22 protein-coding genes and 1 tRNA gene are annotated in these 25,243 nt (G+C 64.9%); 4 read left to right on the top strand and 19 right to left on the bottom strand.

The features are described from left to right. Positions 1-88 precede the first annotated feature (88 nt). The 7 genes from addA to ahcY all read right to left on the bottom strand — a co-directional run bounded on the left by addA (position 89) and on the right by ahcY (position 12,552). Entirely contained in the window at positions 89-3,535 is a 3,447-nt protein-coding gene (gene addA, locus ABFX23_RS11285; protein ID WP_346033150.1) for a double-strand break repair helicase AddA, read from the bottom strand. Then, complete coding sequence (locus ABFX23_RS11280) at positions 3,532-6,510, bottom strand: PD-(D/E)XK nuclease family protein (protein WP_428831662.1); 2,979 nt, start codon at positions 6,508-6,510, stop codon at positions 3,532-3,534. Before ABFX23_RS11280 ends, addA begins: the two co-directional genes overlap by 4 nt. Positions 6,511-6,528: 18 nt before the next feature. Next, positions 6,529-7,245 carry a nucleotidyltransferase family protein gene (locus ABFX23_RS11275; protein WP_346033148.1) on the bottom strand — a complete coding sequence of 239 codons (717 nt, stop codon included), beginning with the start codon at positions 7,243-7,245 and terminating at the stop codon, positions 6,529-6,531. Continuing rightward, complete coding sequence (locus ABFX23_RS11270) at positions 7,242-8,234, bottom strand: aminoglycoside phosphotransferase family protein (RefSeq protein WP_346033147.1); 993 nt, start codon at positions 8,232-8,234, stop codon at positions 7,242-7,244. The genes ABFX23_RS11275 and ABFX23_RS11270 overlap by 4 nt, the downstream gene beginning before the upstream one ends. After that, positions 8,231-8,668 carry a tRNA (adenosine(37)-N6)-threonylcarbamoyltransferase complex ATPase subunit type 1 TsaE gene (gene tsaE, locus ABFX23_RS11265; protein ID WP_346033146.1) on the bottom strand — a complete coding sequence of 146 codons (438 nt, stop codon included), beginning with the start codon at positions 8,666-8,668 and terminating at the stop codon, positions 8,231-8,233. Before tsaE ends, ABFX23_RS11270 begins: the two co-directional genes overlap by 4 nt. Continuing rightward, positions 8,665-10,995 carry a PAS domain-containing sensor histidine kinase gene (locus ABFX23_RS11260; RefSeq protein WP_346033145.1) on the bottom strand — a complete coding sequence of 777 codons (2,331 nt, stop codon included), beginning with the start codon at positions 10,993-10,995 and terminating at the stop codon, positions 8,665-8,667. The genes tsaE and ABFX23_RS11260 overlap by 4 nt, the downstream gene beginning before the upstream one ends. A 141-nt stretch (positions 10,996-11,136) precedes the next feature. Beyond that, entirely contained in the window at positions 11,137-12,552 is a 1,416-nt protein-coding gene (gene ahcY / locus ABFX23_RS11255) for an adenosylhomocysteinase (RefSeq protein ID WP_346033144.1), read from the bottom strand. Positions 12,553-12,745: 193 nt separating this feature from the next. Here ahcY and ABFX23_RS11250 point away from each other — a divergent pair, with 193 nt between their 5' ends. Then, complete coding sequence (locus tag ABFX23_RS11250) at positions 12,746-13,225, top strand: peroxiredoxin (protein WP_346033143.1); 480 nt, start codon at positions 12,746-12,748, stop codon at positions 13,223-13,225. A gap of 70 nt (positions 13,226-13,295) precedes the next feature. Then, positions 13,296-13,880 (top strand): protein-methionine-sulfoxide reductase heme-binding subunit MsrQ, encoded by a 585-nt coding sequence (locus ABFX23_RS11245; RefSeq protein ID WP_346033142.1) that lies wholly within the window; start codon positions 13,296-13,298, stop codon positions 13,878-13,880. Here ABFX23_RS11245 and ABFX23_RS11240 read toward each other — a convergent pair. The 7 genes from ABFX23_RS11240 to ABFX23_RS11210 form a co-directional block, all read right to left on the bottom strand. After that, positions 13,865-14,371 (bottom strand): hypothetical protein, encoded by a 507-nt coding sequence (locus ABFX23_RS11240; RefSeq protein ID WP_346033141.1) that lies wholly within the window; start codon positions 14,369-14,371, stop codon positions 13,865-13,867. The genes ABFX23_RS11245 and ABFX23_RS11240 overlap by 16 nt on opposite strands. Before the next feature lie 62 nt (positions 14,372-14,433). After that, positions 14,434-15,726, bottom strand: coding sequence for a UDP-N-acetylglucosamine 1-carboxyvinyltransferase (locus tag ABFX23_RS11235; protein WP_346033140.1), 1,293 nt, complete (start codon positions 15,724-15,726; stop codon positions 14,434-14,436). 41 nt (positions 15,727-15,767) lie between these two features. Beyond that, entirely contained in the window at positions 15,768-16,376 is a 609-nt protein-coding gene (gene folE / locus ABFX23_RS11230; RefSeq protein ID WP_346033139.1) for a GTP cyclohydrolase I FolE, read from the bottom strand. Then, positions 16,369-17,913 carry a phospholipase D-like domain-containing protein gene (locus ABFX23_RS11225; RefSeq protein ID WP_346033138.1) on the bottom strand — a complete coding sequence of 515 codons (1,545 nt, stop codon included), beginning with the start codon at positions 17,911-17,913 and terminating at the stop codon, positions 16,369-16,371. Before ABFX23_RS11225 ends, folE begins: the two co-directional genes overlap by 8 nt. Positions 17,914-17,944: 31 nt before the next feature. Then, on the bottom strand, positions 17,945-18,430 hold the full coding sequence (locus ABFX23_RS11220) for a hemerythrin domain-containing protein (protein WP_346033137.1): 486 nt from the start codon (positions 18,428-18,430) through the stop codon (positions 17,945-17,947). Between the two features lie 169 nt (positions 18,431-18,599). After that, a tRNA-Arg gene (locus ABFX23_RS11215) sits at positions 18,600-18,676 on the bottom strand. 47 nt (positions 18,677-18,723) lie between these two features. Next, on the bottom strand, positions 18,724-19,125 hold the full coding sequence (locus tag ABFX23_RS11210; protein WP_346033136.1) for a (deoxy)nucleoside triphosphate pyrophosphohydrolase: 402 nt from the start codon (positions 19,123-19,125) through the stop codon (positions 18,724-18,726). A 79-nt stretch (positions 19,126-19,204) separates the two neighbouring features. Between ABFX23_RS11210 and ABFX23_RS11205 the strand changes: the two genes are divergently transcribed. Continuing rightward, the gene (locus ABFX23_RS11205) at positions 19,205-19,399 is read left to right on the top strand and encodes a Flp family type IVb pilin (protein WP_346033135.1); all 195 of its coding nucleotides are present in this window, start codon (positions 19,205-19,207) and stop codon (positions 19,397-19,399) included. A gap of 94 nt (positions 19,400-19,493) precedes the next feature. Continuing rightward, positions 19,494-19,694, top strand: coding sequence for a Flp family type IVb pilin (locus tag ABFX23_RS11200; RefSeq protein ID WP_346033134.1), 201 nt, complete (start codon positions 19,494-19,496; stop codon positions 19,692-19,694). 106 nt (positions 19,695-19,800) lie between these two features. Here ABFX23_RS11200 and ABFX23_RS11195 read toward each other — a convergent pair whose 3' ends face one another. From ABFX23_RS11195 to ABFX23_RS11175, 5 genes are all read right to left on the bottom strand, one after another. Beyond that, positions 19,801-21,273, bottom strand: a complete 1,473-nt coding sequence (locus tag ABFX23_RS11195) for a M48 family metalloprotease (RefSeq protein ID WP_346033133.1) — start codon at positions 21,271-21,273, stop codon at positions 19,801-19,803. 116 nt (positions 21,274-21,389) lie between these two features. Then, complete coding sequence (locus tag ABFX23_RS11190; RefSeq protein WP_346033393.1) at positions 21,390-22,349, bottom strand: acetyl-CoA carboxylase carboxyltransferase subunit alpha; 960 nt, start codon at positions 22,347-22,349, stop codon at positions 21,390-21,392. 10 nt (positions 22,350-22,359) lie between these two features. Further along, positions 22,360-23,238 (bottom strand): tyrosine recombinase, encoded by an 879-nt coding sequence (locus ABFX23_RS11185; RefSeq protein ID WP_346033132.1) that lies wholly within the window; start codon positions 23,236-23,238, stop codon positions 22,360-22,362. A gap of 4 nt (positions 23,239-23,242) precedes the next feature. After that, on the bottom strand, positions 23,243-25,093 hold the full coding sequence (locus ABFX23_RS11180; protein WP_346033131.1) for a hypothetical protein: 1,851 nt from the start codon (positions 25,091-25,093) through the stop codon (positions 23,243-23,245). Further along, a complete protein-coding gene (locus ABFX23_RS11175) occupies positions 25,090-25,230 on the bottom strand; it encodes a hypothetical protein (RefSeq protein ID WP_346033130.1) in 141 nt (46 codons plus the stop codon). Before ABFX23_RS11175 ends, ABFX23_RS11180 begins: the two co-directional genes overlap by 4 nt. Positions 25,231-25,243: the final 13 nt, after the last annotated feature.

Genomic DNA, 25,243 nt, shown 5'->3' with positions numbered 1-25,243 from the left:
GTTCTCCTGAATATTCTTGGCACCCTAACTAGGGCGTTCGTTCAGGGACTCAATGCTTCGGTGCGAAAAGCTTTCCTTGGGCACGCTGCTATCCGGGCTTGTGCGCCTGCAACAGGTCGGCGGGAATGGCGATGAGTTGCGGCGTCTGGGTGTAGAGCACGGCCGCTTCAATCTTGCGATCGGGGTAGATCACCGAGAGTGCTGCCGCATAGGCAGCCATCTGCCGCAACGTGCTTTCCGGCACCAGCGCAATATTGGCCGGGGGGCGGCGGGCGGTCTTGAAATCGGCCACCACCACGCGCTCGGGCGTAACCAGCAGCCTGTCTGCCGTACCGGCAATCACCTGCTCGCCCACGGTCGCGGCCAGCGGCACTTCGGCCAGCGCTTCCGGCCCGAACAGGTCGCGCCATTCGGGCGCATCGAGCACCGCCAGCGCGCGGGCGAGCATTTCCTCGCGCTCCGGCTCCGCAAGGTCCGGCGCACGCCGCGCCAGCCACGCGCGCCCCCCGCTTTCTCGCAAGTCTCTCGGCGTATCGGGCAGCCTCTCGAGCAGCGCGTGGATCAGCACCCCGCGCCTCGCGGCAATGGCTGCCTGCTCTGCCGGGAGCGGCGGATCGGCACCTAGCTCCTCGGTCCCTGCCGAAGGTGCCAGCGGACGCGGCGGACGCGGTTCCGGGCCGATGGGCGTGGTCGCCCATTTCGGCAGCACGGGAGGGATCGGCAGCGCCTGCTGCGACTTGTGCGGCACTTTCTCGGCGCGCTCACCCAGTTCGAGACGCCAGCCCCAGGTGGGATCGTCGAGCGGCTCTGCATCGAACAGCGGTGCGAGGCGGGCAAACCAGCTGTCCTCGGCGGGCTCTTTCTCGCGCTTGCCCAGCGCGCCGCCGATGAACAACGCTTCCTCCGCCCGAGTCATGGCGACATAGAGCAGGCGCCAGTGTTCCTCGCGCTCGGCAGCCTTGGCGGCGTCGGCAGCGGCCTGGATCGGACCGACGCGCTCCTCTGTACGCAGGCCGGGCAGCGGAATGGTGCGCCCGTCCCCGCCCGGCAATCGTTCCGTCAGTTCAAGGCCGGAGGCGCGCGAGGCATCGGGATCGCCGCAGGCATCGGCGAGGATGACGATGGGGGCCTGCAAGCCCTTGGAGCCATGCACGGTCATCACCCGCACCATGTCGCCCGCACCCTCGGCCTCGCGCTTGAGTTCGCCGTCGCCGGCGTCGAACCAGCGGATGAATCCTTGCAAGCTCGGCGTGTTCGACGCGCTGAACTGCTGCGCGGCGTTGAGAAGCTCGTCGATCGGGTCGTTGGCCTCGCGCCCAAGCCGCGCCACCAGCCTACCGCGCGCTTTCCACGGGCCCAGCAGGACCCAATGCAGCAGCGCCTGCGGCGTCTCGAAATCAGCCAGAGCCAGCAGTTGCGAGAGCATGGTGACGCCTTCGCGCGATTTCTCGGCGGAAAGATCGCGCAGGTGATCCCACAGCGCCACGCCTTTTTCGCGCGCGGCATATTGCAGCAGATCGTCCTGGCTCCACCCGAAAATGGGCGAGACCAGCAGGCTGGCAAGGCTCAGGTCGTCACGCGGCTGCGCGGCAAAGCGGAGCGCGGCCATCAGGTCCTTCACCGCCAGCGGCGCGCCGAGGCGCAGACGGTCGACACCTGCCACGGGAACGCCCGCTGCGTGCAGCTTGGCAACGATCAGACCGGCCAGCTCCTTGCGCTTCCTCACCAGCACCATGAAATCGCCCGGCGTGGCGTTGCGCGGGTTGGCCTTGTCCTTCACCAGCGGGAACGGTTGCTCTCTGCACATCCTTTTGATTTCGCGAGCTAGGTTCTCGGCCATTTCGCGTTCAAGATTTGAGACACCGATTTCCGGCCCGTCGATCCCTTCGTCATCATCCTCGGAATTTTTGCTTTTGACCGGCGCCCACAAGGTGACGAGGCCGGGCCGATCATCGCCAATGTGCGGCTCCGGCTTGTGGTCGAGCCCGAAATTGCCGTGGCCGATGGCCTCGACGGCGTCGTCCACGAAGGTCAGCACGCTTTGCGCCGTGCGATAGCTGCGGCCGAGGCCAAGGTCCTGCAATTCACGCGCGTCGATCCCCTGCCGCGACTGCGCAGCGCCTTGCACCCAGTCCGAAAGACGGCGTGCATAACTGGCGCGGGCGGCGGCGAAATTCTCGGGGCTTGTGCCCTGGAAACGGAAGATCGCCTGCTTGTAATCGCCCACGACGAAAATCGTGCGCAGCCGGTCCTCCGCCTGACCCAGCCCGGCGAAGAAATCGTCGGTCAGCGCGTCGATGATCGCCCACTGCGCCTCGTTGGTGTCCTGCGCCTCGTCCACCAGGATATGGTCGAAGCGGCGGTCCAGCTTGTAGCGGATCCACGCCGACATATCCGAATTGCCGAGCAATTTGGCCGCCCGCATGATCAGGTCGTCGAAATCGACCAGCCCTTCGCGCGCCTTGGCATCGTCCCAGGCGATGGCGAATTTCCGGCCCACTTCCAGAGCGGGAGTGATGTAGTCGACGAGGTCGAGCAACACGGCCTGTTCGCGAATTGCGGCGAGGTTTTCCCCTACGCGTGCCGCCGCATCGGCGATGGCGGGGTAGTGCTTCTCCAGGCTGGAGAGCGAACGCACATCGCCCTTCTGGGTGAACAGCGAGGCGGTCAGCGTATCGCAGGAATCGAAGCGCACCGTGGTGTCACCCGCCAGCCAGTTATCGATAGCCTCCAGGCAGCCGAGCGCCGTCTTCGTGCCCCACGCCGCATGGGCCGCACGCCATTGCCGCAGGGCATCGCAATCGAACGCCTCATCCGCGCAAAGCTTCGCCAGTTCCTCGCGCGAGGCATCCGCATCCAGCCCGAGCAGCCGCTTCACGCGCGGCTCCATCGGCGGTTGCCAAGCTCCGCTACCGAACCACACGTCGCGCGCCGCCGCGCAGCGCATCAGCCATCCGCGCGCACCGTCGGGGCCGTGACGCTTGGACAGTTCCTCCAGCGCCGCGACCGAAGCCGCATCGCTTTCCTCCCACTCCACCAGCAGTTCGCGCAACACGCGGTCGGCCAGCAGGTCGCGGTCGCGGTCTTCCATCGGGCGGGTGCCGGGAATAAGGCCCGCTTCTTCGGGAAAGGCGGCAAGCAACCACTGCGAGAAAGCATGGATCGTGTCGATACGAAGCCCGCCGCCGGGGCAATCGAGCACGGCGGCGAACAGCGTGCGGGCGCGGGCGCGCGTTTCGGGATCGAAATCCGCACCGATGGCGCGAAGGTCGCCCACGAGGCGGTCGTCCTCCATGCGCACCCAGTTCGCCAGCACCTCGTTGACGCGGGTCGCCATCTCGGCAGCGCCAGCCTTGGTGAAGGTCAGGCACAGGATATGTTCTGGCCGCACGCCCGGCGTCAGCAGCAGGCGCAGGACGCGGGCGGAGAGTACCTGCGTCTTGCCGGTGCCTGCCGAGGCGGACAGCCACACGCTGTCGCGCGGCTCCACCGCCAGCGCCTGGTTGTCCTTCAACGGGAAGACCTTGCCGCTCATGCCTCGTCCCGCCCCTGCCATTCGGCAAGGCGCATCAGCTGGTCGTACGTGTCATATTCCGGCGCATCGGGGTTGAGGCGCGCGGTGAATGGCTCGTCCCCCAACAGCCAGCGATCTAGCGCGTTGTCGAGGAATTCGCGCGCCTTGGGAAGGAACTCGGCGGGCGGGATGCCGGTGCGCTTTTTCCCTTCCAGCAATGGCGTGGAGACGTACCCAAAGCCGGTGGGGTGATCCTTCGCCTTGGCCTTGCCGAGCGACCAGTATTCGAACTTCACCGGATCGCCGCTGATGTTCTCGAATCCGCCCGCCTGCGCGATGAGCCCGATGGTGCCGAGTTGCAGGGCAAAGCCTTCTTCCACCTGCGCCCCAGTGGGCGGGCTTCCGGTCTTGTAATCGACAACGGCCAGCAAACCATCGGCCAGCCTGTCGATCCGGTCCGCCTTGCCGAAAATCCGGATACCGCGCTCTGTCATCTCGCCCCATTGCTCGATGGCGACGGGCTTGCGCTCCGGGTCTTCCTCGATCGTCTGCGCGATCCATTCCAGTGCCGCCATGAGGCGCGGTCGCCACAGCGCACGCATCAGCGGGTGGGCGGACATTTCGCGCAGGTGCCTGTCCGCAAGCTCGGCCAGCTCGCCCTTGCCCTTGTGCCAATCCTCCAGAATCGCGTGCGCCAGCTCGCCCTGCCAGGCGGGCGTCGGCTCGGCATCCACCCCGTCCAGTTCCCCAAGCCGCAGGAGCTTGCTTGCGTAGTACTGGTACGGATCGCTGCGCAGCCGGTCGAGCGCGGTGACGCTGATGTCCTGCCGCCGCATTTCGGGCGGAGGGCACGGCTGCGGTCGCGGCGCGTGGGGAACCGGCGGCGGATCGTCCAGCGCGCGGGCGAGTGTCACCACCTCTTGATCCTCGTGCCTTGCCACCAAGTCCTCGCCCAGCAGCGCGCGAACGCGCAACAGGAAGCGGGAGGCGATGGCAGGTCCGGCGAGATCGCGGCGGGCGCGTGTCAGCACCACTTCCGGCGCGCCGAGCGCTCCGGCCAGGTCATGTGCGGAAAGGCCGATCCGGAAATCCGCCCCCGGCACGCCCAGGGCGCGCAGGACACCGGGGGCAAGCAGCGGATCGGTGGCCGGGCGCGGCGGCCAGGTGCCTTCGTTGAGACCAGCGCAGATTATCAGGTCGGCGCGGGTCATGCGCGCTTCCAGCAAGCCGTAGATCGCTACGCGAGGATGCCCGCCATAGGGCGGGCGCACGGCAACGCGGTCCATCGCATCGCGCAGTACGAACGGCAGGTCCTCGGCTTCCAGTGGGGTATCTATGTCGCGCGCGTGAAGGCGCAGGTCCTCGACGAAGGCGGAGAGCGCGCGGCCATCCTCCCTCGCCCACAGGCCCTCACCGCACAGCGCCTCCCCTGCGGCCGCCAGCAAGTCCAGCCATTTCGCCAGTTCGGCCGACTCCCCTGCCTCCAGCAGCGGGGACAGGGTGCTTTCGACCTCCTGCCACCAAGGCTCGACGCCGGCCTTTTTCGCCAGCGGCCTGAGAGGCACAAGGCCCGGAGACTTGCGCGGCCCGCGCAGTTTCAGTTCGAGCCGGCGCGCGGCGCGCAGCCACGCCGCCCTGCCCTCTCCCGCCGCGACCAGAGGATGTTCCAGCAGCGCAATCAGCGGCACCGGCGCGGCACTCTCCGCCGCGACTTCCGCCAGCAGCAACAGGACGCGTCCGGCAGCGGTTTCGCCCAGGGGACGACCAGCGGAATCGTCCGCCTCGATGTTCCAGCGCCGCAGGTGCTGTGCCACACGCCCGGCAAGACCCCGGTCAGGCGTGACGACGGCCACGCGCTTTTCCGGCTCATCCAACGCTTCCCGCACCATCAGCGCGACCGTCTGCGCTTCCTCTTCCGGATTGTCGGTCTCGACCAGCCTCACACCCGCCATGCGGCGCTTGGCGGCAGGCAGCTTGACCCAGGCCTTGCTGGCTTCCGGGGGCAGAAACAGGCTGGAGATGGCATGGGTGCGTTCCGGCGGCCCCTTGGCAAGACCTGCGCGGTGCCACTGCTGCACCTCCCCTCGCGCCACGCCCATGCGGTTGAGCAGCAGCTTCAGGTGATATTGCGGATGGGTGAGCGCATCGCCGCTGGTGAAAGGCGTTTCCCCGGACGTATCGCCCGCGCTGCCCAGTTCGGCCCACACCTCGTCGCCCATCGAAAGGTCAAGATCGGGCAGCACGACAGCGCCCTGCGGCAGTTCGGATACCGTGCGCAGCAGCCGCGCCAGCGCGGGCGCGGCACTGGTGACGCCTGCGGCGACAAACGGCGTGTCGGGCGGGTTCTCGCGCATCCGGCGCGCCGCCTCGCGGAACAGCATGTTGCGCCGGGCCGCAGCATCGCGCTCTTCCCGTTCTTCCAGTTCGGCGAGCCACAGGCGCTGGACCGTGGCGAACAGGTGGAGATTGTCGCGCCAGTGATCGGACAGGTCGCCGACCAGGTCCAGCACCCGGTCCGACAGCAGGTCGTCAGGCGCGATTTCTTCCACCAGCAGGCGGTCCATCACCTGCCCCGTCTCGCGCGCCAGCCTGAGCAGCGCGGCGCCTTTCGGGGCCTGGTCGCCGCGCACATCGCGAATGATGGCGGCAAGGCGCAGCCAGCGACGGGTGGGATCGGCGGCAGGCGGGATCGCCGCACCCGCGCCGAGCGAATCGAACAGCGGGCCGAGCGATTCGTCGAGGTCGAGATCGCCCACCAGCACCATGCGCGGCATCAGCAGGCCCTTGCGGCCCGTCTCGCCTGCATGGCGTACGAAAGCCTCGCTCATCGTGCGTGCGGCGCGGGCGCTGGGCAGCAGCAGGGTCAACCGGGCAAGTCCGAAGACATCGTCGGCGTATCGCGGCACAATGCCCGCCACCAGCGCATCGGCAAAGCCGCGGTGCGCCGCTATCGAATAAACCTGTGGTGTTTGAAGGTCTTGCCGCCCCGCCATCATTGCAGCCTAGACGCGGTTTCAGACTTCCGAAAGAGCTTCTTCGGTCGGTTTGATGGCTTGCGGCGTGCCCACTTCGAACCATTGCCCGGTGAAGGCCGTGCCAAACAGGCGCCCTTCCTCGATGGCGCGGCTCCACAGTGTGTTCGTGGAAAACGGGCCTTCCGGCGCGTCGCGCATCAGACGCTTGGAAATCAGCTGGATACCGGTGAAGATGTAGGGCGCGATACGGCCGGACTGGCGACGGCGCAGGCGACCCTCTGTATCCATGTGGAAATCGCCCTTGCCGCTGAAGTTGTGCGCCGCCTTGTGTGTCACCAGCAGCAGCAGCGCGTCCATTTCGTCCGCGTCCCAGAAGGTGGAAAGGTCGGCAAAGGCGTTCACCGGGCCATCGAGCCAGATGTTGTCGGAATTGAGGCAGAAGAACGGATCTGGCAGGTGGCCTGCCGCTTTCACGATGCCGCCGCCCGTTTCCAGCAATTGCTCGCGCTCGTCGGAGATGATCACTTGCGGAGAACTGCGCTCCTTCAGGTGGGCTTCGATGGCGTCGGCCAGATAATGCACGTTGACGACGGCGCGGGCCACGCCCGCATCGGCCAGCTTGTCGAGCGCGTGGTCCACCAGCGGCTTGCCCGCCACGCGCACCATCGGCTTTGGCTGGGTCGCCGTCAGCGGGCGCATCCGCTTGCCCAGGCCTGCGGCGAGAACCATGGCGGTATCGCTGGCCAAATTGCTCACCCGAAAATGCCCCCCTGCCTTGCGCGCACTTCGTCCGGTATATTGGCAGCGAACCAGCGGGCGACAGGTTCCAGCGCCGGGTGCGCCAGATCGCGCTCCATCGCTTCCCACACACGCGGGATCATGGGCAGGTAGCGGTCTTTCCCGTCGCGCTTCCACAGACGGGTGAAGATGCCCACGATCTTGGCGTTGCGCTGCGCACCGAGCACCGCGTAATCGGCATCGAACGTCTCGTCCACGGCGATGCGGCTGCGGTAATGGTCGAGCATTTCGGCTTCGAGGTCGACCGAGACGTCGCGCCGCGCATCCTGAAGCAGCGAGACGAGATCGTAGGCGCGGTGGCCGACCAGTGCGTCCTGGAAATCGATCAGGCCCTGCTCGCCCGTATATTCGCCCTTGCCGCCCAGCAGCATGATGTTCTCGGCATGGTAATCGCGCAGCACGGTAACGCCCGGCTGCTGGCGGATCAGAAGCGGCCCCAGTGCCTCGCGCCAGGCGGTGGCGAAACCCATCGGGTCGACTTCCAGCCCGGCGGCGACGCAGAACCAGTCGGGAAACAGGGACGCTTCGCGAAGATAGGTTTCCAGCGTGTAGCTTTCGAACGGTCCCGGCGGGCAATTGTGCAGGTCCACCAGCGCGTCGATCGCATCGCGGTAGGCGCGGCGTTCCTCGGCCGGGTTCGTATCCAGCCAGTCGCGCATCCGGTCGTGCCCGAAATCCTCGATCAGCACGAGGCCGCGCTCTGGCGCTTCGGCAAAGATCTTCGGCGCGCGCAGGCCCTGCCCGATCAGCCACTTGCCGACATCGAGAAAGGGCTTCGGATCTTCATGCGGCGGAGGAGCGTCCATCAGCATGGCGTGATTGTCGGCCTTGCGCACGCGGAAATAGCGGCGGAAGCTGGCATCGCCGGGCAGCGGTTCGATCTCGGCACCGCGCCAACCGGCACTTTCCAGGAATTCGTCCAGCCCTGCGGGAAGTGGTGTGGTCATGGCCAGCGTTCTTGCCAACCTGCGCCGGGTTCTACAACGGCCAAGCGCCCTTCATCCGCCATTTCCAGCGCGATTTGCAGGCAACCCGCCTCATTCGCAAAGCCACCGGCATGGTCGGGCCATTCCGCCAGCAGTGCGGCGCCTTCGCGATAGTCGTCGAGACCGAGCTGCTCCACTTCCGAAGGCTCTTCCAAACGATAGAAATCCGCATGGACGACCGGCGGATCGAGATGCTCGTAAGTCTCGATGATGGTGAAGGTGGGCGATGGCACGTCGCCCCGGTGGCCAAGAGCCGTCAGGATCGCGCGGGAGAGCGTGGTCTTGCCCGTGCCGAGCCCGCCCGTCAGCGCCACCACGTCGCCGGCCCGCAGTTTCTCCGCTATCCGCTTCCCGAACGCTTCCATGGCGGCGAGATCGGGTAACGCGATGCTCACGGCAGTTTCACCGTCGCCGTCGTGCCCGCGCCCTTCTCCGACTGGATTTCCAGCCTGCCCCCATGCGCCTCGATCAATTGCCGGGCGAGCGGCAGGCCGAGGCCGCGCTTGCCTTCCCTGCCGTCGCTGCCGGTCAGGCGATAGCCGTCCAGCGCGCGGGCGAGTTCGCTGGGCCGCATGCCCTCGCCATTGTCGGAAATGACGATGCGCGCACCCGATTTGCGCCGTGCGAGCGCCACCAGGATACGCCCGCCTTCGGGCGTTGCGGAAATGGCGTTGTCGAGCAGGTTGCCGACCGCGCGGGCAAGCTGGCGGCGGTCCGCCTGCACCGTGCCGGCGCTCTTGTCGCCGCGCAGGTCCAGCGTGATGTTCTTCGCCTCGATCGCTTCCTCGCGCGCCCGCACGACCTGCGTTGCAAAGCTGAGGAGTTCCACCTCCTCGGTCGCGATGGGTAGGAGTCCGGCCTCGCTTTGCGTCAGGTCGAGAACCGATTCGATCTGTTGCGACAGCCGCTCGACCGAGGCGATGATCGCGCCGACATATTCCTTGCCCTGCTCCGACAATTCGCCCGCCACGCCGTTCTGCAACAGCTCGGCGAACCCGCCGATGGAGGTGAGCGGCGTGCGGAATTCGTAGCTCATGTTGGCAAGGAAGCGCGTCTTCACAGCGTCCGCCTCTTCCAGCGCTTGGTTCCGTTCGCGCAGGGCCTCCTCGGCCTTGGTGGAATCGGTCACGTCCAGCACGGTCAGCAGGCCATTGCCATCGGGCAGCGGAACCCCGGCGAATTCCAGCGTGCGCCCGTCGGAAAGCACCACGCGCCCTCCGCGCTGCTTCCTATCCAGCGTCGCGGCGCGCACGACCTCGCCGATGGCCTTGCGCTGGCCGGGCCGCGCGAGGCGGTTGGATATCCGGTCCAGCAGTTTGTCGACGTGCGGGTGCTCGTCGACGAATTCTTCCGGCAGGCCCCAGATCGTCGGAAAGCGGCGGTTCCACAGCTGCATACGGCCATCGGGCGCAAAGACCGCAAGCGATTCGAACAGCGAATCGAAGGTTGCCGTGCGAGTGCGCAGCAGCGTGTCCCGCGTGGCCGAAAGCGCCAGCTGCTCGGACCTGTCCTCTGCCACCAGCACCAGTCCGCCATCCGGCAAGGGTTGAGCAACGATGCGCAGGTAGGTGCTGTCCGCCAGGGTCCAGGCGTCCTCCACCGGGGCATCCTGCGTGAACCAGCCTGCCAGCTCAGCCCGCCAAGAAGGGAAATCGCGCGTTTCGGGCAGGCGGCCGGCATCGCGGGCGAGATCGAGGAAACGGTCGAAATCGGGCGGGTCGACGCGTGTGGAATTGGGTAGCGCGAAGATGCGCTGGAACGGCTGGTTGCAGAACGCGAGCCGCCGGTCCGGATCGAACTGGGCGACGCCGACGGAAAGCTGGTCCAGCATAGATCGCTGCGCTGCGCGGAAGGCGCGGAAGGCGCGGGTCTGCTCTTCCATCTCCTCGATATCGATGGCGTAACCGGCCACCCCTTCCTCGCCCAGCGGCAGGTCAGACACGCGCAGGGTGCGGCGCTGGTTGCCAACGGTGGCCTGCACGATGCGCTCCACCGGCAAGTCACGGCTGCGGGCCTGATGGGCGATTTGTGCAGCCGAAAGCCCGTCCACCTTTTCGACCAGTTCGATCTGGTCCTCTACCACGGCGGCAGCATTCTTCGCGCCGACCGCCGAGACGTAGGCGCTGTTGACGAGGCGCAGGTCCATTTCCGGGCCGCGGAACCACATTGGCATCGGCGCCGCTTCGATCAGCCCTACCAGCGCAGCAAAATCGTTGCGCGCCCGTGCGGTTTCCTCTCGCAGACGGGCAAGTTCGCCCTGGCTTTCGGAAAAATCGAACCACCAGACCATGGCCGCCCCGCCAGAGGCGATGACGGAATCCGCCAGCTGTCCGCGCACGGCCAGGCTCTTGGTCGAGCCTTTCGGCGTCACCACCATACTGAACGGCGCGGCGGTCTTGTGCGTACGGCGCACGGCTTCGTGCAGATCCTTCAGGTCTTCGTCGGCAAGCCCGCCGCCAAGTTCGGTGAGAAAGCCCGGCAATTCGTCCATGCCCAGCCATTTGGCCAGCCTGTCCGGCCCCTCGATCTTGCCGTCCGGGCGGACCAGCAGCGGGATGGCGGGCGCATCGTCGATCATGCGCGAAAGCCGCCGCACGGAATTGCGGGCGTGCCGGGCAGCCCGCGCGCGCTGGAGCGAACCCACGACCAGCCACACCGCGCCAAAGGTCCACGCGGCCAGCATCAGGCCCAGCAGGGCCATGGCGGAGGGGGTCAGTTCCATTCCGTTATGCAGCTATGAGAGCGGGGGCGCAGTTGCAATGGCCTGCAAGCGGATGCCGACAGTCCTGATGCCAAAAACAAGACGCCCCGGCGCGCTATGGCCGGGGCGTCCTGAAAATCGCTGCTTGTCGCGTGGTTGCGATCAGTAGCGGTAATGTTCCGGCTTGAACGGGCCTTCCACCGGCACGCCGATGTAGTCGGCCTGTTCCTGGCTCAGCTTCGTCAGCTTCACGCCCAGCTTGTCGAGGTGCAGCGCAGCGACCTTCTCGTCCAGCTTCTTGGGCAGGACGTAGACGTCGTTCTCGTACTGGTCGTGGCGTTCCCACAGTTCCATCTGGGCCAGCACCTGGTTGGTGAAGGAGCAGCTCATCACGAAGCTGGGGTGGCCGGTGGCGCAGGCGAGGTTCACCAGGCGGCCCTTGGCCAGCACGATGATTTCCTTGCCGTCGGGGAACTTCACCAGGTCCGTGCCCGGCTTCAGTTCGGTCCACTCGTAATTGGAGAGCGCGCCGATCTGGATTTCGGAATCGAAGTGGCCGATGTTGCACACGATGCTCATCGGCTTCATCGCCTTCATGTGATCGGCGGTGATCACGTCCTCGTTACCCGTGGTGGTGACGAAGATGTCGGCGCGCTTGACGCCTTCTTCCATGGTCACGACCTCGAAACCGTCCATTGCCGCCTGCAGCGCGCAGATGGGGTCGATCTCGGTCACGAGCACGCGCGCGCCGCCGTTGCGCAGCGACTGTGCGGAGCCCTTGCCCACGTCGCCGAAACCGGCGACCAGGGCGACCTTGCCCGAAAGCATCACGTCGGTGGCGCGGCGGATGGCGTCGACCAGCGATTCGCGGCATCCGTAGAGGTTGTCGAACTTCGACTTGGTGACGGAATCGTTCACGTTGATCGCGGGGAACGGCAGCTTGCCCTTCTTGGCCAGCGAATAGAGGCGGTGAACGCCGGTAGTTGTTTCCTCGGACACGCCGCGGATGTTCTGCACCGACTTGGTGAGGTAGCCCGGCTTGCGCTTCACGAATTCCTTCAGTGCGCGCTGCATCTCGATTTCCTCGGCGTTCGCCGGCTCGGGCATTTCCTCGCCCGCTTCGAGGCGTGCGCCCCACAGCGCGAACATGGTGGCATCGCCGCCATCGTCGAGAATGAGGTTGGCGGTCTGGTCCGGATCGTCATCGGTCGACCAGTCGAAGATCTTGCCCACATAGTCCCAGTAATCGGCCAGGCTCTCGCCCTTCACGGCGAACACGGGAATGTCCTGCTCTGCAATCGCGGCAGCGGCGTGATCCTGCGTGGAGAAGATGTTGCAGGTGGCCCAGCGTACTTCCGCGCCAAGGGCAACCAGCGTCTCGATCAGCACGGCGGTCTGGATGGTCATGTGCAGCGAGCCTGTGATGCGCGCGCCCTTCAGCGGCTGCGCATCGCCATATTCCTCGCGCGTGGCCATCAGGCCCGGCATTTCGGTTTCGGCAATGTTGATTTCGGCACGGCCGTAGTTGGCGAGCGAAATGTCCTTGATGATATAGTCGTCGAAAGCGGCGTCGGCCACGGGCACGTCTCCTGTCGTGTTCGGGTGATGCGTCGCCGGGGCTCCATGCAACGCCTATGTTGCGGTTGCACATAGGCGGGACGATGTTGGCGGACAACCCCCGCCTTTGGAGCCTCCTTTTGGAGCCATTGTGCTTGCGCCAATCGCACCAGCACTTATGTCGGCCCCTGGACGGTGACAGGAGGATTACCAAATGACGATTTCCAAAGGTGACAAGCTTCCCGACGTAAAGCTGGTGAAACCCACGAGCGACGGCCCGGAAGCCGTGCAGTCCAGCGATTTCTTCGCCGGCAAGAAGGTGGCGCTGTTCGCCGTGCCCGGCGCTTTCACGCCCACCTGCTCTGCCAAGCACCTGCCGGGCTACGTGGAAAAGGCGGATGAACTGAAGGCCAAGGGCATCGACGAGATCGCCTGCACCGCGGTGAACGATGCCTTCGTGATGGGCGCCTGGAACAAGGCCGACGGCGGTGACGAGGTCACCATGCTGGCCGACGGCAGCGGCGATTTTGCCAAGGCGCTGGGCCTGACGGCCGACATGAGCGGCTATGGCATGGGCACCCGTTCCAACCGCTATTCCATGATCGTGGACGACGGCGTCGTGACCGAGATCAACGTGGAAGGGCCCGGCGAGTTCAAGGTCTCCAGCGCGGAGCACATGCTCGGCCAGCTTTGATCGCTGATAACTGAAAAAGGAAAGGGCGTCCGGTTCGGGCGCCCTTTTTTGAAGGATACGGTATCAAGCCATGCAGGCCATCCTGAAATCCCGTTCGTTCCTGTGGCTCGTGCTCGCGCTGCCCGGCGCATGGATACTGGGCCAATGGGCACTGACGCCGCGAACCTATGGCTTTGGCCACGCGATCGGGGACACGGGCGACTGGGCCGCGTGGCTGCTGATGGTGACGCTGGCGGTAACGCCCATACGGCTGCTATTCCGCAAGGCCGGCTGGGCCATATGGCTAATGCGCAGGCGGCGCGACCTTGGCGTGGCGAGCTTCGCCTACGCGGCCCTGCACACGGTGATCTACCTGTGGAACAAGACCGCGCTGCAACCGGTGCTGGATGAGGCGACCAAACCGGACATGCTGACAGGCTGGCTGGCGCTGGCGCTGTTCATACCGCTGGCGATCACATCCAACGACAAGTCCGTGCGGGCGCTCAAGCGGTCATGGAAGAAATTGCACCGCCTCGTCTACCCGGCGGCGGTGCTGATGTTCGTTCACTGGGTGCTGGCATCCTTCGACCCGACGACGGCCTGGATCCACATCGGGATCATGGCCGCCATCGAGATCGTCAGGATAGCCCTGCAGCTGCGTCAGAGAGTGACGTAGCGGCGCAGGCGGGCGACTTCGTCTTCATCGACATACTTGCCGATTTCGCGGTCGAATTCGTCCATGTTCTCGTAGGGCTGGTATTCCAGAAATTCGCCAACCATGCGGTCGGTCATGCCAGGAATCAGCGCGATCTGCTCTGCGGTCGCGGTGTTGAGGTTGACCGGAACGAAGACGTTTTCCAGCACCATGGCGGCTTCTTCTTCGGTTCCATTTGCCAGCAGCACGGTGTTGAGAGCGATCACGTCGTCATAGGGCTGGCCCGCAACGATGGCGTCGGCCAGTTCCTGAGACACGCCTTCCACGGCGACCAGTTCCTCTGCAGAAGCGGTGCTGGCATTGGCGACGACGTCCACTGCGTCGGGATAGGTTTCGATCTGCTCGACCGGCTCCATGGTCTCCACGTCGGACGGCACATCCGAAGTGTCGCCGCAGGCGGCCAGGGTGAGAGCCGTGCCGGCCATGCTGGCGGCGAGTACGATCTTGCGCATAGTCTGATCCTCTTCTTTTCGGGGTAGTTGCTTGGTCAGGGCCACGTGCCCTTCCCCTTCTCTTAGTCGTCCCAAGACACATCGACGCCGAGGCTGTCGATATTGGGCACGAAATTCGGGTGCGCGCGGCGCATGGGGTCGGCATCGAGAATGGTCGATTCGCCGTCGATGCTGGCCGCCACCATCAGCAGGGCGATGGCCACGCGGATGATGTAGGGACTGGTCACGGTCGCCGGCACAAGCTTGTCGCCGCCGAAAGTGATCAGGCGGTGCGGGTCGCAAAGCAGCGTGTGCGCGCCGAACAGGCTGAGTTCGGTATGCCACGTCAGCCCGCCTTCGTAGACCTTGTTCCAGAACATCGTCTGCCCCTTGGCCTTCACGCCCAGCGCGATGAAGATCGGCAGCAGGTCGGCGGGGATATAGGGCCACGGGGCGGCTTCGACCTTGGTGGTGAGGTGGTTGGTGAAATTGCGCTGCACCACCAGTTCCTCCGGCGCGTTCAGGCGCGACCAGCCGTCCTTGTGCTCCACGTGGGCGCCGAACTTCTCGAACGTGCGGTCGATCAGCATGAAGTCCTCGGGCCGCGTGTTGCGCACCGAGACGTCGCCGCCGGTGACAGCCGCCAGCGCGAGGAAAGTGGCGATCTCGTGGAAGTCCTCGACGAAGGTGTAGTCCACTTCCTTGAAATCGCGGAACCCGTCGATGGACACCATGGAGGTGCCCTTCCCCCGGATCGTGCCGCCCATCTGTTCCAAGAACGTGCACATTTCCTGCACGTGCGGCTCGCACGCGGCGTTCACGATCTGGCTCGTGCCGGTCGCGGTCAGCGCGCTGATGATGAAATTCTCGGTCGTCGTGACGGAGGCATATTCCAGCCACATGCGCGTGCCTTCGGCCTTGCGCGCATTGCGGAAGACGATGTCCTTGCCTTCGTAGGAAACCTCTGCCCCGAAGGCCTTGAACACCTGTACGTGCGGATCGATCTCGCGCGCGCCAAGCGTACAACCCTTCACCTCGTGCTCCAGCCGCGCCTCGCCCAGGCGAGCCAGCAGGCCGGGGATCATCATGATCGATGCGCGCATCGCCTGCGGCAGCTTGGCCTTCGCGCTGGAGGGTATCGTGGAATGGTCGATGCGCAGGGTCTTCGCCTGCTTGTCCCACTCCACGGTGGAGCCGAGCTCCGTGAAGAATGCGTGGATGCGCGTGACATCGGTAATCTCCGGCACGTTGCGCAGCATGATCGGCGCATCGCTGAGCAGCGTTGCGCACAGTACCGGGAGCACCGCGTTCTTGTTGGCGGAGGGGTCGATCTTGCCGACCAGCTTCTGTCCGCCCCTTACGCGCAATGCAGTCATCATATTCCTTTCAATTCGTGTGGCGGTGCCCTGCGGCCCGCTCAGTAGCCCATCAGCTTGAGCACTTCCTCGCGGCTCTTCGAATCCTTGCGGAAAGTGCCCATCACCTGGCTTGTAACCATGCTGACGCCGGGCGTGCGTACGCCGCGCGCTGTCATGCAGGCGTGGCTTGCTTCGATCACCACGGCAACGCCGCGGGGATTGAGATGATCCTGGATGCACTGGGCCACTTCGGCGGTCAGGCGCTCCTGCACCTGCAAGCGACGCGCGAACCCATGCAGCACCCGCGCCAGCTTGGAAATGCCGACCACGCGGTCCGTCGGCAGGTACGCAATTGCGGCCTTGCCGATGATGGGAGCCATGTGGTGTTCGCAGTGGCTCTGGAAGGGAATGTCCTTCAGCAGCACGATTTCATCGTATCCGCCCACTTCCTCGAACACGCGGGAAAGGTGGTGCGCGGGGTCTTCATCGTACCCGATGCAATATTCCTTCCACGCCCGTGCCACGCGCTTGGGTGTGTCCAGCAGACCTTCGCGCGTGGGATCGTCACCCGCCCATTTGATGAGCGTGCGGATCGCTTCCTGTACATCTTCGGGAACCGGGGGTTTGCCGCGGGGATCGTCCTCGTCGGGACCTACAAGGCTACTCATTCGTCCTGTCGCGCTTTCTCTTCAGCTTGCTACGCGCTCTCGCCAATAGGCTGCCGCGACGAAAAAGGCCACGCCTGGAAGCATCGAGTTCGAGAAGCTCCTCCGGCTCTTCGGGGTCGAGCCGCTGTTCCAGCGCCAGTTCCGTCTCCCAGTCCTCGTGCCGCCCCGGATGCAACGGGCGCAGATGGCGACGGTTCTTGTTGCCGACATACGCGATCATGCCGGCCATGCTGCCGTTCTTTTCGATCAGGTACGGCACATCCTGCTCGAATATCCCCAGATGCTCCGCCAGCAGCGATTCGCGGATGGAACGGATCTTCGCCTCGGCCTTGCCGTTTCCGGGCCGGTCGCAATCGATGAAGACGTCGCATTCGCTGTCCAGGCCCATCGACCGGTTGTTGAGATTGGACGACCCGATACGCAGGACCCTGTCATCCACGATCATCAGCTTTGCGTGGACATAGATCGGCGTCTCGCCGCTGAACGGCACGTAGAGGTGGAACCGTTCGTTACCGTCAAGCTCGTTCAGTGCTTCTACCAATTCGTCGCGCGCCGGGTCCATCGCGGTTGCTTCCGCCCAGCCTTCGCCCGTGCGGGGCATCACGATCACGATCTCGGGCGGCTCCGGCTCCGCCAGTCGCCTGGCGATAGCCTCGCAGATCGTGCGCGAGGTGAAATACTGGTTCTCTATATAGATGAATCGCCTGGCTGCGGCGATCTGTCTCAGGAACAGCGTCTCCACCTCGTCGATCTTGCAATCGTGATCGTAGGCGGCCCTGCTGCGGGCGATGCCGATTTCGACATCCTCGAAATGCGGCACCAGGCCATCGGGCCAGGCGCTGCCGGGATCGCGCTCGGGCACGCTCAGCGGCTTGCCCCCTGCCCTGACCCAGCGCGCACGGCCCAGCCGTTCCAGTTCGACCGCGACGTCGCCTTCCATCATCATCGTCATGTCGTGCCAGGGGCCGTAGGGAGTCCCGTCGGGCCGCTTGCGGCGCGGATCATTCTCAAGATGCTCACGCGTGTCCCAACGGCGCGTGGTCATGTCGATGCCGCCGCAGACGGCGAAATCGTCATCGATGATCACCAGCTTCTGGTGGTGCGAACAGCCGACCGGGTGGGCGGTGTCGAACTTGAAATCGATTCGCCGGTGCGTCGCCCAGCGGGCCAGGTCCAGCAGCATGGCCCCGCGCCCGAAGAACTTCAGGAAACCGTAGCTCCATTTGAGGATGCGGATTTCAAGGTCCGGGCGATGATTGTTCAGCCAGACGATGAAGCTGCCGAGTCGCGAGGGATACTGGCTTTTCCAGCCCCGTTGCCACCAGCGGCGACCGCGCTTCAGATGGATGCGGGTATCGAAATCCCAACCGATCAGCAGGATGCGCTGCCGCGCCTTCAGCATCGCTTGCTGGATGAGATCAAAATAATCCGCGCCGTCGATGACGACGCGGACCTTTCGTGCCTTGGCATAACGCCACACACCCGGCTCCACCGAGGTCTCGTCGTAATCCTCGACCCGGTTCTCGACCTTGTCCAATGATGTTCCCTCCGCGCTGGGGACCTGGAGACTATTCCTTGGCGTCTTCCATTTTCTCGGGCGTCACCTCGGCTTCTTCCTTCTCCTCCGCTTTCCGGCGATCGAAGACGCTGCGCATGTGCTCGCGGTCTTCCTCGGTCAGGTGGGGTTCGAATTCGGGGAAGTGGTCTTCCTCTTCCTCGTTGATGTGGTGGCGATAGTCGTGGTCCAGCTTCTTGAAGGTGGCCATCCATGCAGACGAGGACATGTCCTGCGCCGCCAGATCGTTGAGCAGTTCGTTCAATTCGTGGTGTTCGGCAACCGAATGGCGCGTCATGTCCGTGGTCGGCGGTTTGCGCAGCATCGTGGAATACAGCGCCTGCTCTTCCGCGGCGGCATGGCTTTTCACTTCCTTGGTGAACTGTTCGAGCAGTTCCTTGCGCTCGTCGCTCTCACCATGGGTCTCGGCCATCTTGTCGAGAAGGGCTCGATGCGATTCGTGATCTTCCTTGAGGCGGGCGAAAATATCTTCGGACAAGGGAATGCTCCTGTTCAATGCGTTTGCAGGATGAACAGGTGAGCGAGCGGAAGAGTTCCGGAGGAGGGAGAAAAGGACACTGGCGGGTCGACAGCTCCGCCGCAGAAGTCCGCATTACCCTATGATGGAACCAAAAAAGGGACCGACCCTTCCGGGTCAGTCCCTTTCTTGGCGCGCCAGGAAGGATTCGAACCTCCGACCGCCTGATTCGTAGTCAGGTACTCTATCCAGCTGAGCTACTGGCGCGCTTGAGAGGCCGGGCAAATAGGGGGGCTTTTGCAGCTTGGCAACCCCTATCGGTCAAAGCGTGACAATAGTTTTCGATCCATGGGCGCCAGTGGCAGGCCAACGGCCTCCGCCAGCGTGAACCAGCCCCAGGCCTGGCCTTCCAGCGACTGCGGTACGCCAACCTGCTGGCGCGATGTGTAAAGATTGAGAACGACCGCCGGATCGCTGCCTTCCTCGGCAAAGAACGCCTGCTCCAGTTGCACAGGGTCGATGGCCAGCGCGAGTTCTTCCGCGATCTCCCGGACAAGGGCATTTGCAGGTTTTTCAGAGGCTTCCACCTTGCCGCCGGGGAATTCCCACATGCCCCCATGATGCTTCCCGGTCGGCCGTTGCTGCAGGAAGAGGCGGCCTTCCGCGTCGAACAGGGCCAGCGCGACGACGAGGATCCATGTCGGATTATTTTGCACTCGAACGGTCCTTCGAAAGGAATTGTTAAATCAAAGCTGCAAAACCGCATCCTGTCGTACTTTAGACAGGGGACCAGCGTTGTTTGCGAAAGATTTCATCAAGCGCCTGCTTCGCGATACCCGCGGTGCGACGGCTGTAGAATACGGCATCATCCTCGCAATGATCGTGATCGGGATGATCGCGGCAATGCAGTCATTCGCCAACGAGGCCATCGAAATGTGGAATGACGTAAGCGATGACGTCGAAGCCGTGAATAATGACGTTCGCGGTTAGGAATTTCTCAACATCTTCTAAGTAAAAACCAAACTGCTCGCTCGGAGACTTCCGGTTGAGCCGGGTACCGAAGACTGAAACCAGGAGATTTAAAATGACCTTCTTCAAGAACCTCGTCCGTGACGAACAGGGCGCCACCGCCATCGAATACGGCCTGATTGCTGCTCTGATCGCAGTTGCTGCCATCACCGCCATGCAGAGCCTCGGCGGCGAGCTCACCAACACCTTCAACACGGTCAACACCGAACTGACCAATGCCAATGCAAAGGCTCCTTCGGGGTCGACCGGCGGCTAAGCCTACGGATGAAAAGGCATCAAGTAAAACTACCGCCTTTTCTTCAAAAGTTCAACGGGGCCGACAGCGATGTCGGCCCCGTTCGGCGTGTTCGTGAGTCCCAGGCTCAGTTCGAGCGGACGACGATCTTGTATTCGCGTCCCGGTACGAGCTGGTCGTTTGCACCAAGCCCGTTCAAGACGCGGAAACGTGCTTGCTGGGCATCGGTGTAGGCCATTCGCCCGGCCATGGTTCGGACCGTGTCGCCCCGCCCCGCGGTGACGACGTCGATGCGCCTGGGCACAACGCTGCCTGCCTCGTTCGCGCTGATTCGCCGCATCGATTGGTAGAGCGGGTTGAATACGCCCGCCTGTCCGGCCGGCGTGATCGCCGCGAAATGATAGGCCGTGTCGCTGCTGAACTCGTAAGCGAAGACGGTCACGTCCACCTGCTGCTGACCGTTGTTTACCCTGGCCGTGCCGTAAGCCGCGGGGAGGCCGTTCACGGTGGTGCGCGAGATACTGGACGGCGTCAGTTGCTGCTGTTCACCGCCAAGTGCGCTGAAAACGTTGCGAACATAGGCATCGAGGTTGTTGTTGTAAGGTCCGACAGTCAGCTGCGCGCGACCCTGGTCGCCATTGATGGTGACGGCGCGAGTCCCGTTGACCATGTAGAAACCCTGCGGCGCGGTAAAGCTGAAGCGCAGGATCGGGTGGATGAACTGCCGCCCCTCGATGATGCCCTGCTCGGGATCGTCGCCGTAGATCATGCCGTCGATACGGCTGAGGAAAGTCTCGCGATTCACGACGCCGGTAGCCCCGCCGGCAAGCTGGCGGGCGTTCTGCACCCGGCTGGCGGGGTCGGGGTGGGTCGATGCCCACTCGGGGATCGTCGCATTGTCGCGCCCCTGCAATTGCGCATCGAGCTGGTTCTGGGCTGCAAGACTGGCCAGCAGGGTTGCCATCGCATTGGGATCGTATCCGGCACGATTGAGATACTGGATGCCGAGTTGGTCGGCCTCCAGTTCCTGACTACGGGAATAGCTCAGGGTCGCCAGTTGCGATCCCTGGAGGCTCAGGTTCGCAAGATCCGAACTGCCAAGCACGGCTCCACCGATCACGGCGCCAAGCAGGCCCAGGAGCTGGTTGCGCTGCGCGGCCTGCTGACGGCGAGCCGAGTGACGGGCGGCAACGTGACCAACCTCGTGACCCAGCACGGCGGCAAGTTCCGCTTCGTTGTTCATCAGGTTCACCAGCTGGCGCGTGGCGTAGACATAGCCGCCGGGCACGGCGAAGGCATTGTTCACGCTGGAATTCAGCAGGGTGACCTCGAACGCATCGGGACGCGTGGCCAGACCGGATTGCACGGCGATGTTCGAACCGACCTGATCGACGTAGCGGGCATAGGGGCCCGTCATCGCGCCGCCGAATTCATTCACGAAGGCTTCGTGATTCTCCGCGCCCAGCTGCGCTTCTTCAGCAGTGATCGGAGATCCCGGTGCAACGTTTGCGCCGGGAATGCTGGCGCAGGCGCCCAGCGCCAGCGACGCGGCACCGGCAAGCGCCATGGCAGTCAATTTTCGGGTATTCTTCAGCGGCATTCGGGCCTCCTCGCAGGACTGGCGACGCACCTGGCACGATGCGCGCACGTGTTGTCCCACAAAACCGAATTATCGAACGAGTGTTCCCGCCTGGGGCAGGAAGGCGGTGCCTGTTCTCAGCGCGAGAGATTGCGCCCGATGGCGAGAAACCGATCCTCGCGCTGGCGCCGCAGCGTGTCAGCATCGAGGCCGGATAGCGCGTCCAGCTCCTCGCCGATCGCCTTCGCGAGGGCTTCCGCCGCGACCTGCGGATTGCGCTGTGCTCCGCCCACAGGCTCGGGCACGATCCGGTCGATCACGCCAAGCTTCTCGAGGTCCTGCGCCGTCATCTTCATCGCTTCTGCTGCCAGCGGCGCTTTTTCCGCCGTGCGCCAAAGGATGGAAGCGCAACCCTCCGGCGAGATCACCGAGTAGACGGCGTGTTCGAACATCAGCACGCGTTCAGCACTGGCCAGCGCCACGGCACCGCCGGAGCCGCCCTCACCCACAATGGCGGCCACCATCGGCACGCCCAGCGCGAGGCAGGCCTCGGTCGAGCGGGCAATGGCTTCCGCCTGCCCGCGTTCCTCGGCCTCGATGCCGGGAAATGCGCCGGAGGTGTCCACCAGCGTCACGACCGGCAAGCCGAATCGGTCGGCCAGTTCCATCAGGCGGATCGCCTTGCGATAGCCCTCCGGCTTGCCCATGCCGAAATTGTGCTTGATCCGGCTTTCGGTGTCATGCCCCTTTTCATGGCCGATCAACATCACCTTGCGACCATCCAGCCGCGCGAGGCCGCCCATGATCGCCTGGTCGTCGGCATAGGAACGATCGCCACCCATCGGGATGAAATCGGTGAAGCCGTGCTTCAGGTAATCCTGGAAATGTGGGCGCGAAGGATGACGGGCAACCTGTGTCTTCTGCCACGGCGTAAGTTCGCGATAGGTGCTTTCCAGCAGGGCCGCGCTTCTTTTCTCCAGCCTTGCCAGCTCTTTCGAGATGTCGACCTGGCCATCCTCGCCCGCTGCGTCGCGCAGTTCGGTGATCCTGGCTTCCAGTTCTGCAACCGGCTTTTCGAATTCGAGGTAGGAAATCATGCCTACGCCGCTACCCCGCTCCGCGCCCGCCTGCAAGAGGATGCCGTTCATTCACCAGCGCCACGAGCCGCGCGGAATCGACGTGGGTGTAGATTTGCGTGGTGGCGATGTCGGCGTGTCCGAGCAGGGTCTGCAGCACCCTGAGATCCGCACCGCCCTCCAGCAGATGCGTGGCGAAGGCATGCCGCAGCACGTGCGGGGAGACCTTGGCCGGGTCAAGATCGGCGCGCGCGGCAAGTTCCTTAAGCATCTGATAGAGGCGGATGCGGCTGAGATGGCTCTGGCGCGAGGGAAAAAGGAAGGCGGAGCCGGTTTCCCTGAGTTCCATCCAGCGCGCAATCGCCTGCTGCGCACGGCGCGAGACAGGGACCATCCGCTGCTGGCCGCCCTTGCCCGTAATCGTCAGGAACGGGGCATCGCGGGGCACGGCCGCCACCGGCAGGCCGACGAGTTCGCTGGCGCGCAGGCCCGAGCCGTAGAGCAGTTCCAGCAGCGCCAGCATTCGCACCGGGGCGGGCCTGTCGCTGGCGGCTTCGCTCTCGGCCTGCTCGAAAAGCGCGGCAACTTCGGCGTGTGTCAGGATCTTGGGCAGCGGACGGCGCGCCTGCGGTCTTGGCAAGGCGGTGGACGGGTCATCCTCCCGCAGGCCCTCGTCGATGCAGAACCCGAAGAACTGGCGCAAGGCCGAGACCTTGCGGGCCACCGTCGATGGCGCAAGCTCGGCCCATGCGCAGGGCAATTTCTCCAGGTCTGCGCGGGACGCAGAGGCAAGGTCCCCCACCACGCCTTCGCTGCCTTCCAGATCCCTGCGATAGGCCGACAAGGTGTTCGTCGCCGCGCCCCGCTCCGCGGCGAGCATGGCGAGGAAGCTGTCGATGGCGGCGGACACGGCCCTACCCGCGTGCGACCGCCTCCGCGGCGATCATCCGGGCTTCGGCTTCAAGGCCCGCTGCATTGAGCGCGCGCACGATGTGGAAGACATGGCGCGGCGTCATCCGCTCCCAGCTGTTGCCCTGCATCCCCAGCCCGGCGAGCAGCGCCACGAGCGTGGAATTGCCCAGTTCGCCGGCGCGGCCGATCTTGTCGCTCCACGCGCTGCGCCGGGCGAGGTTCACACCCACGCGCTCGGAGAAATCCGCCAGATCGCCGCTGTCGATCCGGCCAAGCCCGGCAAGGCCAGCCACCAGGAACGCGGACTTGCGCATATTGGCGCTGCCATCGTCATCGAGGAAACTGTCCAGTCCGCCGCGATCGACATTTCCGCTCTGGTTCGGCTGCGCCAGCGCAAGCAAGGCCCAGGCCTCGCTCCCTTCCGATACCACGCTGGCCCAACGCATCGCGTTACGGTCCAGCCCGGCGGTCAGCATCGAAGCGATCAGCGGCGCGGCATCGTCCGCCATGTCCTCGCTCACCGGCAGCCGCGCGGCGGCATAGGCGGTGAGGACGAGACGACCGTAGTCCAGCCCATCGCCCCACAGCGTACGCATGGCGGCGAGCCGCTGGTCCGGGCTGTTGGCGACGTAGGCTTCGCGCAGCTGTGCGGCGAGAGTCTTGTCCGCCGCATCGTAGCGATCACTCGCCCAGAGCTGGGAATAGAGATCGACCATGGCGGCAGACGAAATCACCCCGCGCTCGGCCGCCGTGTCGGCAACGTCGACGCGCTGGAGCAGCGGCGTCGCCGGGATCAAAATGTCGGAAATATCGTAAGCAGGGCCAAGCTCGCCGCGGAGATCTTCCGGCAGGTCCTCACCCACGGCGCGGGCCAGGGCATATCGCCAGAGAGTCAGTTCCTCGACGCCGCCCCATTCGATGTTCACGGCGCGGCCACCCTCGCCCGCAGCGCCGGCGTATCGCTGCGCCAGGCGTACGTCGATCTCTTCGGCAACGCCGGTGCCGAAAGCGCGCTGCAGGCGGCGGTCCGCGCTGCGCGCTTCGCCGAGGTAGGCGGCGCAGATCGCCTGCAGCAGTTCCCATTCAGGGGTGTCGACAAGGTCGCTCTGCAACCGCGCGACGGGGCACATGCCCAGCACGTCGCCGGTCGCGAGGTATGCATCGAAGGCGGCAGCCGCCAGCGCCGGATTGTATTCCGAACCATCGATATCCTGCACGAAGCTGCGCGCGACGGCACCTTCGCCCATGCTGGCCAGAGCGCGGGCGCGCATGGCGGCAAAGGCAACCGGGCTCATTCCTTCAGGGGCATCGAGTCGGCTGGCGAGCGCGCGGCGCATCAGGATATGGCCCCACCGCGACACGACCGGGCCATTGCTGGCCTGGATCGCGGAGCTGACGAGGCGCGCGGGCTGGTTGCGCAGAGAACCGCGCGGGAAGCCGCCCTCTGCCTGGGCGATCAGGCCCACGCCTTCCACCGCACGGCGGGCGGCGGCGGGAATATCGAACTTGGGACGCAGGCCGAGGAGGTCGTTGATCTCGTCGGGTTCCATCTGCTCAAGCTCGGCGAGCGAGGGGAAGTCTTCCGGCAGGCTCACCCGGCCAACAGACGACGGACCTGAACCCTCGGGAAGCGGTTGCACGATCTCGCCGCTGCCGCCCGGCGCGGAAGGCGGGGCTGGCTGCGATGGAGAGGCGGTGCGGGTCGCCGTGGGGGTCGGCGTTGGCGACGGCTGCTGCTGCGGCGGCGGATCGCGGAAAATGTCCGGCAGCAGGTCCTCCGGACCGCCAGCCATCGCCAGCGAGGAAGTGAGGGCCAATCCGGCAGCGGTGACGAGGAATACGGCGCGCTTCACGAATTGCCCTCCGGCAGCGAAACAGGCTCCACGATCAGGCGCTGTTCCTGCCGCCCGCCATCGTACCAGGCCACGCCCAGCAACACGGCCAGAGCCAGCACCACAATCACCACCATCGTCATCCGTCGTTTCGACACTTTTGCAAATAGC

It is taken from the genome of Erythrobacter westpacificensis, from assembly GCF_039542285.1.
GTDB lineage: Bacteria > Pseudomonadota > Alphaproteobacteria > Sphingomonadales > Sphingomonadaceae > Alteraurantiacibacter > Alteraurantiacibacter westpacificensis.
Note: the sequence above shows the minus strand (reverse complement) of the source record. Positions and strands in the feature narration are given on the sequence as shown.

Bases quoted from the DNA above. Each gene is read 5' to 3' on its own strand.
- addA (WP_346033150.1), bottom strand. From the start codon at position 3,535: ATGAGCGGCAAGGTCTTCCCGTTGAAGGACAACCAGGCGCTGGCGGTG.
- ABFX23_RS11280 (WP_428831662.1), bottom strand. From the start codon at position 6,510: ATGATGGCGGGGCGGCAAGACCTTCAAACACCACAGGTTTATTCGATA.
- ABFX23_RS11270 (WP_346033147.1), bottom strand. From the start codon at position 8,234: ATGACCACACCACTTCCCGCAGGGCTGGACGAATTCCTGGAAAGTGCC.
- ABFX23_RS11260 (WP_346033145.1), bottom strand. From the start codon at position 10,995: ATGGAACTGACCCCCTCCGCCATGGCCCTGCTGGGCCTGATGCTGGCC.
- ABFX23_RS11250 (WP_346033143.1), top strand. From the start codon at position 12,746: ATGACGATTTCCAAAGGTGACAAGCTTCCCGACGTAAAGCTGGTGAAA.
- ABFX23_RS11245 (WP_346033142.1), top strand. From the start codon at position 13,296: ATGCAGGCCATCCTGAAATCCCGTTCGTTCCTGTGGCTCGTGCTCGCG.
- ABFX23_RS11240 (WP_346033141.1), bottom strand. From the start codon at position 14,371: ATGCGCAAGATCGTACTCGCCGCCAGCATGGCCGGCACGGCTCTCACC.
- ABFX23_RS11235 (WP_346033140.1), bottom strand. From the start codon at position 15,726: ATGACTGCATTGCGCGTAAGGGGCGGACAGAAGCTGGTCGGCAAGATC.
- folE (WP_346033139.1), bottom strand. From the start codon at position 16,376: ATGAGTAGCCTTGTAGGTCCCGACGAGGACGATCCCCGCGGCAAACCC.
- ABFX23_RS11200 (WP_346033134.1), top strand. From the start codon at position 19,494: ATGACCTTCTTCAAGAACCTCGTCCGTGACGAACAGGGCGCCACCGCC.
- ABFX23_RS11195 (WP_346033133.1), bottom strand. From the start codon at position 21,273: ATGCCGCTGAAGAATACCCGAAAATTGACTGCCATGGCGCTTGCCGGT.
- ABFX23_RS11190 (WP_346033393.1), bottom strand. From the start codon at position 22,349: ATGATTTCCTACCTCGAATTCGAAAAGCCGGTTGCAGAACTGGAAGCC.